Below are 11160 nucleotides of genomic sequence, written 5' to 3'. Positions count from 1 at the left end.
GCGACGACGGCGAAGGGGGGACCGCCGTCGTCGCGCGTTCTGGTGGGGTGCTTAGGCGGTGCGCTTTGAGGGCGCAACAACCTTGATGACGGCGGAGTCGTCGGCGGCGGCGAGGCCTTGGGCCTGGCCGAGAAGGTAGAGCTGTTCAGCAGCTGCGGCAACGGGTGCGGCGAGGCCGGCGGCCCGGGTTGCCTTACCCACGATCCCCATGTCCTTGACGAAAATGTCCAGGCGGCTGAGGACTTCGGCCCCGTCTTCGGTGTAGGCCTCGAGGATGCGCGGGCCACGGTTGGAGAGCATGAACGAACCTGCGGCTCCGGCTTCGAGGGCGGCCAGGGTTTTTGCCTGGTCGAGGCCAAGGGCATCTGCGAGGGCCATGGCCTCGGCAGCGGCGGCGATGTGGACGCCGCAGAGCAGCTGGTTGACGGTCTTGAGTGCCTGGCCGTCGCCGGGCTTGTCGCCAACGATGCTCAGGGTGGACGCAAGGAGCTCAAGCGCTGGCCGTGCCTTCTCAAGGGCCTCAGGCTCAGCGCCGACCACGATCAGCAGGTCACCTTCGCCCGCGCGTTTCGGGCCTCCGGACAGCGGCGCGTCCACGAGCGAGACGCCGTATTCGGCAAGCTTTTCCACCGTGGCGGGAATGGCTTCGGTGCCGACGGTGCTGCCGAGGATCACGACGGCGCCCGGCTTCAGCACCGGAGCGACGCCGTTCTCGCCGAAGAGGACATCGTTGAGCTGCTCGCCGTTGCGTACGGCCAGGAGCAGCGCATCAGCACCGTCCGAAGCTTCGCGGGCGGAAGCGAAAGTCTTGATGCCGGCTGTTGCGGCGAGTTCCAGGCGCGGCTCGGCGATGTCGAAACCGTGGACTGTCAGCTCGGATGCGAGGCGGGTTGCCATGGGAAGGCCCATGGCGCCGAGGCCCAGGACGGTGACGGTGTAGTTGCTGCTGGTCATGGTGTTCTCCAGTGAAATTTTTCTGCGGCTGGGTTCTAGAAAGTGGCGCTGAGCTTGCGGGTGACGTCGGTCAGGGATTGGTCATCGCCCACGTTTCCGGCGAACACGATGTAAGGGATGCCCTTCGCGGGCCCGTCCACCGGCTCCCACAGCGAAACGATGCCCGGCAGCATGGGGCCGCGGACAATGGCGTGGCGGATTTCCAAGCCGTGGGCTGCGACGTCGGAGGACGTGATGCCGCCCTTGGCAATGACGAACCGCGGCGGGAAGGTTTTCAGGGTCCGGTTCACCACGGCGACGACGGCGGCGGAAACGGTGCGTGCGATCTTCAGGCTCGCTGCGGCGTCGTCGGTCTTGATGAGCAGGCGGCTGGTGTGCACGATGACGTCGCCTTGGTGCAGGGCGTCGACGACGTCGGAAACCACGGCTCCGATGTACGCGTCGGCTTCGGTCTCCAGCAGTTTCTCGACGTCGATTTCGATGGTCCTTGCCGAACTGTGCTGTGAGGTCAGGTGGTTGAGCTGGCGGGTGGTGACGCCCACGTGCGAGCCGACCACGATGAGTCCGCCTGCTGTGGAGGGAGTGTTGCCCGCGTAGGCTTCCCCGGAGGTCAAAGCGGCACGGATCTCCTGGCCGATGCGTCCGCGAACGAACGGCGGACCCACACGGTAGAGAAGCTTCTTGCCGCGACGCTCGGCTTCTTCGAGGCCCAGGGCCAGGGCCCGGAAATCGTTCTCCGTGACGATGTCGGCCACGATCGGGGTGGAGTTGGTGGCGGACTCCAGGGCATCTGCAATGGCCTTTGCGGAGATGGTGGGGTCTTGGGCGGAAGCGCCTGCCCGGATGATGTTGAGGTCCAGGACGATCACGTCACCGGCGGCGAACCTGCCCTGGGACTTCTCCTCCACATACTTGCCCATCTCGGAATTCCGGAAGCCGAAGCTGGCGTCCTTTGCAAATTCCGTCTCGGCCACGGGGGTGAGTTTGCCAGCGTCTTCTCCGGTGCCTCGCATGTAGTGCACACCGCCGATGGTGACGCGACCGGCGTCGGGGAACGCCGGGACGATGACCACGCCGTCGGTGGCTTCGCCGGTCTCGGCGGCCACGGTGGCAGCGATGACATCCGGCTCCAGCGGGTAGTGGCCGCGGAGGGTGGAGTCGCTGCGGCTGACGAAACCAAGTCGCAGCCGAGGACCAACACGGGTGCCGGCAGCTGCCGCGAGTGCGTTTCGGACGATCTCCTCATTGCGTGCTGCGGCCTCGGCCGGGTCCAGGCTCCGGGTATTGGTGAGGACGTAGACAGCAGGCTTGGTCTGGTTCTCGCGGATATGGGTGAAGGCCCACGTGAAGTCGGCCACCTCCCACCGGGTGAGCACAGCGAGGTCCGCAACGGACTGCGTTCCCGTGGGGTCGTCGTCGAGGACTACCAGAACGCGGGGAGACGTTGTTGAGGACGTCGCAACGGCGTCGGCAACCAACTGAGCAGGAATCTGGACTTCCGCCGGGAAAGCGGCCAGAACGTCGGCTTCAAGGGTCACTGTGCACTCCATCGTGGGAAATCTGTGTAGCGGTTTGGTGAATGTAAGATGTCAGACATCTAACATTTGAATTAGTGTGACACACGGCTCTTCACCGCGCAAGGTGCCCCACATCACTAGGCTGGGCACATGGCCGACAGTGCTGTTCCGCTCCCGTTCGTGAACGTCCTCACGCCCGACATTCCCGCAGGTCAGCCCGTTCCCGCAGTACTGGTCCACGGCTGGGCGTCCGGTTCCGTGTACTGGGAACCACTCGCGAAGAAACTGCTCGACGCCGGCCGGACGGTGTGGATTCCCGACCTCCCCGGCTACCATCCGGGCGAAGAGTTGCCGCCGGATTTCGTGTGGACGCTGGACTCAGCGGCTGCCTCGGTAGCTGCCGCAATTGAGCTCCGCAGCAACGGCCCCGTGCATTTAGTGGGGCATTCCATGGGTGGCAGTGTGTCGCTGGCGCTTGCGGCAGCCCACCCCGAATTGGTGGCCACCGTAACTTTGGTGGGCATGGCGCCCGTGCCGCAGAACCAGGGCTTCAAGGCGCTGCTGAGCTCGCAGCTGGAGCAGGGATTCTTCGATTCCGGGACAGTTGCCCAGCTCATGGAGGCCTGGTACGGGCAGCTGTCCGCAGCCGACATGGAGAGGCTCAGCGCAGGATTTAATGTACCCTTCCCGGTTCTGTCCGCCAGCGCCTTGGCGGCGATGACCGGCGTCGAGCCCTCGGTGCCCGGGCGCGTCCACGCGCCACTGCTGGTGATTGCCGGAACCGGCGACCGGGTGCGGCCCGTGGAACAGATGCGCGAATTCGTGGCCGAAAGCCCGGATCGGCAGCTGTGTGCCATCCCCGGCGCCGGCCATAACGTCCACTGGGAACAGCCCGGAGTATGCGCCGACGCGTTGACCGGGTTTTGGAAAACAAGCTGGCCGCTGCCAGCGTAAGATGTCTGACAACTGCCCGTCCCGGGGGAAATCCGCGGGGAGCCGGGCAGCCTGAAGTACAAGAAATGGGGATACATGGCACGCAAGTCGCTGGTGGGCGTCGTGGCTGATGAGCTGCTGGACCGGATCATCGCGGGCGAGTTCCCGCCAGGAACAGTGGTTCCGGGAGAGCTGGAGCTCAGCGCCAAACATGAGGTGAGCCGGATGACTGTGCGCGAGGCCATGAAAACCCTTGAGGCGCAGAAGATTCTTAGTGTCGAACGCGGCCGCGGAACCTTCGTCAACCCGCTCAACCAGTGGGCGTCGCTGGAAGCCGTGCTGCGCGCAGCCTCTGAGGGAACCAAGGATGCGGCAGCCGCTATCCATCTGATCGAGCTCCGCCGCATGCTTGAAACCGGCGCATGCGAATTGGCCGCCGAGCGCATCTCCGATGATGAGTTGGAGACACTCAAAGAGCACGTTGAGAAGATGCAGGCCGCCCACGAGGTCAATGACCTCGCCTCTTTCGTGGAAGCGGACCTCGGTTTCCACGACGTTATACTTCATGCTTCCGGCAACGTCTTTGTTGCTGTTCTCTTCGAGCCGCTACACCGGGTCCTCGAGGCGCGGCGGGCTGAAACTTCGGCTTTCCCTGAGATCCAGGAACATGCAATCGGCCATCACCGGAAGATTGCCGCCGCTTTGGAATCCCGCAATCCGCATGAAGCGCGCCTGGCCATGGATGCGCACATGCAGCAGACCCTGGACGACCTGAAAACTTACGTGCTGGAGGCGTAGCTAGCGGCGCAGGCTCTCCGACGGCAGTTCCCCGAAGGCCTTGAGGTACAGGGCGGAGAAGCGCCCCTGGTGAGTAAATCCGCACAACTCCGCCACCGCAGTGACGCTCTGCTCCCGGGGACTGGCCTCCAGGAGCATCTCCCGCGCCCGATCCAGCCTGATACTGCGTAGCATGTCCGACGGCGTGGCTCCCGTTTCCGCCCGAAGCGCCGTTTGCAGGGTGCGAACCGACACCTCCAGGCACTCGGCGATGTCCGGGACGGTCAGTTCTTCGAAAGCGTGCCTTTCCAGTAGTTCACGGCATTCACGGACAAGCCGGCTTTCCGCGTCTGCGCTCCGGGTCTCCTCGCCGGGCTGCTCCATCGCCATCAGCAGGCGGGACATCATGCTGTCCGCCAATAACCCCTGGACAAAGGCAGGAGCCGCGGACTGCGGTTGGCTGATCAAGTCGTCATGAAGTTCGACGACGGCCCTCAAGAATGCGCGACCGGCGGCACCTGAGAGGTCCATGCCGTAGCCCAGCTCCACAGAACTTTCGCCGTACAGCTGCCCGGCCACCCGCTCAAGGGCAGTGCGCCGCACGTAAACAATCAGGTGTGGACTACCGCCGTCCCAACTCATCGAGAATGGCCGGTCGACCGGCGGCACCGTGGCCAGGCGCGGACCGGACTCCACTGTGTCCGCACCCACCTGCATGGACGCGTGCCCAGACAACGGAATCTGCACCAAGTGGAAGTCCTGGAGGCCCTCCGGCTCAATCCGAACGTCCGCGCCGTAATCCAGGAACTCGATCCCCACGTCGCCACGGTGCAATGAGCGCAGCTTCATGTCCATCAAGGATGCACGCGTCCGCGGCGCAAGCTCGTGGCTGCAGAACAGTTCCGCGATCTTGGCGTGTGCTTCGTCCACGTCCGTTGTGGCCGTCGTCGGCTGTCCCCGCAGAACGTCACGGGCCAGAATCCTCACCATCCGCCACCTACTTCACGGGTATTCACAGTTCGCACGGGTATTTTGCAGCTTTCGCTTTTCGGATGATCCCCGCGCCGGGCGGATATTCCGGAGTGCAGCGGCTGTCTAGAGTCGTTTTTAAGACAAGTATGACGCAGCTCACAGAACCATAACAGTGACGGAAGCGAGGTGAGGACAAGTGAAGAACATCAAGCTCGTGCATGACCGCCGGGATGAATGGGATCGGAACCATCCGAAGCCCGCTCCGCAGCCAAGCAAGTGAAGCAGGCGCCGGTTTCGCTTTGTGGATAGTCCTCGCGCCAAGTGGATATTCCGGGCCCCGGCAGCGGCCTAGAGTCAGTTGGAACATGAGTATGACGTACGTCATATTTCCGTAACATCAGCGTTGCACGAAAGGGTCGGCACATGTCAGCACTCCAAGGCAGGACAGCCATAGTCACCGGTGGGGCCACCAAGGTAGGCCAGGGAGTGGTCACCTCGCTGCGGGACGCCGGGGCCACGGTGGTGGTCGCTGACATAGACCCCGACGGCGCTTCCCTCACCGCCGCATTGGGTGAGAGGATCACCTACTCCCACACCGACATCACTGATGACGATGCTGTGGACCGGATGGTCAGCGAGACGGTTGCTGCGCATGGCAGCTTGGACATTCTGGTCAATCTGGCCTGCACCTACAAGGACGACGGCGCGGCTTCGGGACGCGCCGACTGGCTCGACGCACTCAACGTCAACCTGGTCAGCGCCGTAGTAGCAAGCAACAGTGCCCGCCCTTACCTGAAGGCTTCCGGGCATGGCGCCATCATCAACTTCACCTCAATCTCCAGCTCGGTGGCCCAAACAGGCCGCTGGCTTTATCCGGCCAGCAAGGCTGCCTTGGTCCAGGTCACCCGCAGCATGGCGGTGGACTTCGCACTGGACGGGATCCGGGTCAACTCAGTCAGCCCGGGCTGGGTGTGGAGCAACATCATGGACTCCCTCAGCAGCGGGAACCTCGACAAGACAGATTCCGTGGCGGCACCGTTCCACGCACTCAAACGCGTCGGCCGCCCGCACGAGGTGGGTGACGTCGTCGCGTTTCTTGCCAGCGACCAAGCAAGCTTCGTGACCGGCGCTGATTGGGCTGTCGACGGCGGTTACTCCGCCTTGGGACCGGAACGCGCCGAAGAAACCATCCCCCTGCTCGCCGCAAACTGACAAACCAGACACAGACTGCAAATAGACCAAGAGAAAAGGCAAAACCATGACGCAACGCCACATCACCATCGTTGGAGCCGGCCAGTCCGGACTCCAACTGGGCATCGGCCTGCTCGACGCCGGTTACCAGGTCACCACAATTTCCAATCGGACGCCGGAGGAAATCGCTGAAGGCAAAGTCGCCTCCAGCCAGTGCATCTTCCACAACGCCTTGGAGCACGAGCGGGCGCTGGGACTGGATTTCTGGCCGGACGCCCCCACCGTGGACGGCATTTCCTTCACCATCCCGCACCCCGAACTGCCGGGTGAGAAGGCCATTGGCTGGGCTTCCCGCCTGGACCACCACGCCAAGTCCATCGATCAGCGGGTCAAGTTTCCCAAGTTCATGGAGGAGTTCACCGCCCGCGGCGGCGAGCTGGTCTTCGAAGACGCCGGCATGGCTGAGCTGGAGAAGTACACGCAGGATTCTGATTTGGTGATAGTGGCAGCGGGCAAGGGTGAAATCGCCCAGCTCTTCGCCCGCGACGCCGAACGCAGCACCTACGACGCACCGCAGCGCGCCCTTGCCCTGACCTATGTCAAGGGCCTGAAACCCCGCGAGGAGTACTCCGCGGTTTCCTTCAACCTCATCCCGGGCGTGGGCGAATACTTCGTCTTCCCTGCGCTCACCACCACCGGACCTTGCGAAATCATGGTCTTCGAGGGGGTTCCTGGCGGACCCATGGACACTTGGAAGGGCCTGTCCCCCGAGGAGCACTTGCAAAACTCCAAGAACATCCTCAACACCTTCCTGCCTTGGGAAGCGGAACGGGCCACGGATGTGGAACTTACCGACCCCAACGGCGTACTGCAGGGGCGCTTTGCCCCTACCGTCCGCCACCCGATTGCCACCCTGCCCAGCGGCAGGCAGGTACTGGGCCTGGCCGACGTCGTGGTCTTGAACGATCCGATCACCGGGCAGGGCTCCAACAACGCGAGCAAATGCGCGGCGTCGTACTTGGACAGCATCATCCAGCACGGAAATGGCACTTTCGATGCAGGCTTCATGCAGGCCACGTTTGAGCGCTATTGGGATTACGCCCAGCACGTTGCACACTGGACAAATGCCCTCCTGGCTCCGCCGCCGCCCCACGTCCTTGAACTCCTGGGGGCAGCGAACAACCAGCCGGACATCGCGCGCCGCTTCGCCAACGGCTTCAACCACCCTCCGGAATTCCAGGAGTGGTTCATGTATCCCGAGAAAGCCGCGAGCTACCTTGCGGACCTATCGGCCGCCAAAGTTTCCTAGCACGCCCCTGCTAATAAGGACTTATCCATGCGAAAAATAGCAATCATCGGGGCCGGTGAATCCGGCGCCCAACTGGCCCTTGGCCTGCAACGGGACGGCTACGCGGTAACACTCCTATCCGATCGTTCAGCAGCCCAGATCCGCACCGGCAAGGTCATGTCCAGCCAGTGCATGTTCTCCACTGCCTTGGATGCCGAAGCCCAGATGGGGACAGCGCTCACCGAGTTCTACCAATCCGGTTCCGTCCCCGGCATCACCTCCATCCGCCTGCGCGTGGACGCTGATGACCCCATCGAGTGGGAAGCCCCCTTGGATGGCCCCGCCCGATCCATCGATCAGCGCATCAAGAGCGCCCTCTGGATCGAAACGTTTGTTGCAGCCGGTGGTGATTTCCGGATTGAGAAGGTCACCCCGCGCATGCTCGAAGAACTGGCGCATGACTACGAGCTCGTGATTGTCAGCACCGGCAAAGGCGAGATCGGCCAGATCTTCCCCCGCGACAAGGCAAAGTCACCCTTCGACCGCCCGCAGCGGGTGCTGGCTTTGAACTACGTCAAGCCCGACGGCGTCGCTCCCGCCAGCGGAGCGATCGACCCGTCACCCGGCAGCACCTCCAGCAGCGGCGACGCCATCCGCATGTCCATGGCCCCCGGCGTCGGCGAGTTCTTTACCTTCCCCGGCCTGACCGTGTCAGGGCCCTGCCGCATGATGGTGTTCGAAGGCGTGGTGGGCGGACCCATGGACCGTTGGACCGACGTCGGGACCCCCGAAGAGCAGCTTGAGCGTTCGCTGGAGATGCTGCGTGAGCATTTCCCGCACGAGGCCGAAAACTTCGCCGGCGCGGAACTCACTGACACCGGCGCCACGCTCCTGGGGCGCATCACCCCAACGGTGAGATCCGCCGTCGGGGAGCTCGGCAACGGGAAGTTGGTGTTCGGTCTCGGTGACGCCGTGGTCCTCAACGATCCCCTCACCGGGCAAGGTTCCAACAACGCAACACTTGCCGCGAAGTACTACCTTGACGCGATCCTTCGCCGCGGCCAGCAACCTTTTGACCGCGCACGGATGGAGCGGACCTTCGACGAGTTCTGGCGCGGTTGGGGGCAGTGGGCGGTGGAATGGACCAATGATCTCCTGAAGCCGCGCCGGGATCACCAGAAAACGCTCCTCAGTGAAGCCGCCGAGCATCCGGCACTGGCGGCAAGCATCGTGAGCGGCTTTGATGATCCACGGACCTCGTACCCATGGTGGTTTGACTCCGCAGCTGCCGCGGACTTCATGCAGGCCCGCAAGGAAGAAGACACATCGGTTTTCGATGTCCGTGACTTCCGGAGCGCCTTGGGTCAATTTGCCACCGGCGTCACCGTTGTCACCACAGTGTCGGCGGATGGCCGAAAAGTGGGCATGACCGCCAATTCGTTCACGTCGGTGTCCATGGATCCGCCCCTGGTGCTCTGGTGCCCCAGCAAACGGGCGCCCAGCTTGGGTGATTTCGAGGACGCAACGCACTTTGCCATCAACATCCTGGCCAGTGACCAGCACGTCCTGTCCCGTCAGTTCGCGACTCCCGCCACGGACAAGTTCGCCGGCGCGGAAACTACTGAGGGCATCGCCGGCATACCGCTGCTCGAAGGCGCTGTGGCGACCTTCCAGTGCCGCACGGTTTCGCGACATGACGCGGGGGACCATGTCATCTACGTCGGTGAAGTGGAAAGCTACAAGCACGACGGCGGAGCTCCCCTGGTGTTCCATGGCGGCAAGTACCACGCCACCGCCAGCCATCCGGATTTCTAGGCACCCTCCTTTCGACCCGGCACTTCCCCCTTGAAAGGTGCGGACATGGACGATTCCGTTGACGTCGCGATCATCGGCTCAGGCATTAACTCCCTTGTCGCGGCAGCTGAGTTGGCCTTGGCCGGAAAGCGCGTGTGCATCATCGAGCGCTCGGACCGGCTGGGTGGATTCATTCATTCCGCCGAGCGGACCCTGCCGGGCTTTATCCACGACACCTTCTCCTCCTGGCACCCATTGTTCGTCTCCGGCGGCGCTTACTCGGCGTTGGGCAAGGAACTGCACGCCAGGGGCTTGGAGTACTGCAACACCTCCGGCCCGGTCACAGCGAGCGTTGCAGCCGATCCGGCCACGGGTGCTCACCGCGTGGTCATCGCGCAGCGGGATCCGGCTGAGACGGCGGCTGCCTTCAAGGCCCCTGGCGATCATGCCGCGTATCTGGCCATGTTGGATGATCTTGGGCGCAACGCCGGCACGGTTTTCGGGGCTTTCGGGGCGGAACTCCGGTCGTTCCGAGAGGTCGCGAAGATCGCGTTCGGGGCTGTCCGGCGCGGCCGTTTCCCGGGAACGGAGGCCTTCGTCCGGGATTCGGTGATGAGCGGCCGGAACTACGTCCGCAGCCGATTCGACGGTTGGGAGGCGGACCAGTTGTGGTCACCTTGGCTCCTGCACGCAGGTCTGGGCCCGGACCAAGCCACCGGCGGTGTCATGTTGCCTGTGATGGCGATGAGCATGCACAGCTTCGGACTTCCCGTGGTGAAGGGCGGGGCCTCCAGGTTCATCGCGGCGTTTGAGTCGTTGCTGCGCGACAACGGGGTTCGGATCATGCTGGGCGTGGAGGCCGAGGAGATTTTGGTGGGCTCCGACGCCTCCGGCAAGGGACACTCAGTCTCCGGCGTCCGGACTTCACAGGGCGTGGTCGCCGCTCATTCTGTCCTGGCAAACGTCTCACCCCAGGCTCTCTACACACAGCTCCTTCGCCAGCCACCTGACGGAACTGCCGAGGCAGCCGGACGCTACCAAAACGGCCGCGGAGCCATGCAAGTACATCTGGCCTTGGACAAAGCTGTGGAGTGGCTTGATCCACGGCTGAACGATGTTCCCCTGGTTCACATCAGCAACGGCTCGGACAGCACGGGAATTGCCTGCGCCCAAGCCGAAGCCGGGCTGCTTCCCAGCGAACCCACGGTGGTGGTGGGGCAGCAATGCGTCCTGGACCCGTCCCGCGCTCCGGAAGGCAAGGCCACACTATGGCTGCAACTCCAGGAAGTGCCGTTCACTCCAGTAGGCGATGCAGCCGGCGAACTGTCCGTTGCGGAAGGCTGGACCGAGGAGCTGAAACAGGGCTACTTGGAGCGGGTTCTGGCACGGCTTGAGCAGTTCGCTCCCGGAACCCGGGCCAATGTACTTGCTTCAGACATTCTGGCTCCTACGGATCTAATGGCCTCGAATCCCAACGCGGTAAGCGGCGACCCCTATGGGGGCTCAGCCGAGCTCTTCCAGAACCTTCTGTGGCGGCCCTTCCCGGCGGCGGCCGGCCACCAAACCGCCGTCGAAGGTCTCTGGCACATCGGCGCATCAACGCATCCCGGTCCCGGCCTTTCCGGCGGTTCCGGACACCTGGTGGCCCAAAAACTTACCGCACCGCCCTCACCACTTTCCCGTCTTCAAGCAGCACTGCATTTCAAGAAGCACTGAAACCAAGCAAGCGATAGG

Annotated in this window: 9 protein-coding genes; 6 read left to right on the top strand and 3 right to left on the bottom strand. The window is 63.5% G+C overall.

Annotation, left to right across the window (positions count from 1 at the left end; genetic code table 11):
* Positions 1-51: 51 nt before the first annotated feature.
* A complete protein-coding gene (locus ACLRGI_RS14400; RefSeq protein ID WP_419202315.1) occupies positions 52-954 on the bottom strand; it encodes an NAD(P)-dependent oxidoreductase in 903 nt (300 codons plus the stop codon).
* Positions 955-989: 35 nt separating this feature from the next.
* Positions 990-2492: a four-carbon acid sugar kinase family protein gene (locus tag ACLRGI_RS14395; RefSeq protein WP_419202314.1), complete on the bottom strand. Its 1503-nt coding sequence runs from the start codon at positions 2490-2492 to the stop codon at positions 990-992.
* Between the two features lie 129 nt (positions 2493-2621).
* On the opposite strand from ACLRGI_RS14395, the gene ACLRGI_RS14390 reads away from it, so the two are divergent.
* Together ACLRGI_RS14390 and ACLRGI_RS14385 are read left to right on the top strand one after the other, a co-directional pair.
* Positions 2622-3425 carry an alpha/beta fold hydrolase gene (locus ACLRGI_RS14390; RefSeq protein WP_419202313.1) on the top strand — a complete coding sequence of 268 codons (804 nt, stop codon included), beginning with the start codon at positions 2622-2624 and terminating at the stop codon, positions 3423-3425.
* Between the two features lie 75 nt (positions 3426-3500).
* On the top strand, positions 3501-4202 hold the full coding sequence (locus ACLRGI_RS14385) for a FadR/GntR family transcriptional regulator (protein ID WP_419202312.1): 702 nt from the start codon (positions 3501-3503) through the stop codon (positions 4200-4202).
* Here ACLRGI_RS14385 and ACLRGI_RS14380 read toward each other — a convergent pair whose 3' ends face one another.
* Positions 4203-5171: an AraC family transcriptional regulator gene (locus ACLRGI_RS14380; RefSeq protein ID WP_419202311.1), complete on the bottom strand. Its 969-nt coding sequence runs from the start codon at positions 5169-5171 to the stop codon at positions 4203-4205. It lies immediately after the preceding gene.
* 405 nt (positions 5172-5576) lie between these two features.
* On the opposite strand from ACLRGI_RS14380, the gene ACLRGI_RS14375 reads away from it, so the two are divergent.
* From ACLRGI_RS14375 to ACLRGI_RS14360, 4 genes are read left to right on the top strand one after another with little or no spacing between them, the layout of a single operon-like run.
* Entirely contained in the window at positions 5577-6365 is a 789-nt protein-coding gene (locus tag ACLRGI_RS14375; RefSeq protein ID WP_419202310.1) for an SDR family oxidoreductase, read from the top strand.
* A 46-nt stretch (positions 6366-6411) separates the two neighbouring features.
* Positions 6412-7653 carry a styrene monooxygenase/indole monooxygenase family protein gene (locus tag ACLRGI_RS14370; RefSeq protein ID WP_419202309.1) on the top strand — a complete coding sequence of 414 codons (1242 nt, stop codon included), beginning with the start codon at positions 6412-6414 and terminating at the stop codon, positions 7651-7653.
* Positions 7654-7680: 27 nt separating this feature from the next.
* A complete protein-coding gene (locus ACLRGI_RS14365) occupies positions 7681-9447 on the top strand; it encodes a flavin reductase (protein WP_419202308.1) in 1767 nt (588 codons plus the stop codon).
* Between the two features lie 45 nt (positions 9448-9492).
* On the top strand, positions 9493-11142 hold the full coding sequence (locus ACLRGI_RS14360; RefSeq protein ID WP_419202307.1) for a phytoene desaturase family protein: 1650 nt from the start codon (positions 9493-9495) through the stop codon (positions 11140-11142).
* The last annotated feature ends 18 nt before the right edge of the window (positions 11143-11160 follow it).

The sequence above is a fragment of the Paenarthrobacter sp. PPS72 genome, assembly GCF_048537125.1.
Lineage (GTDB): Bacteria > Actinomycetota > Actinomycetes > Actinomycetales > Micrococcaceae > Arthrobacter > Arthrobacter nitroguajacolicus_E.
Note: the sequence above shows the minus strand (reverse complement) of the source record. Positions and strands in the feature narration are given on the sequence as shown.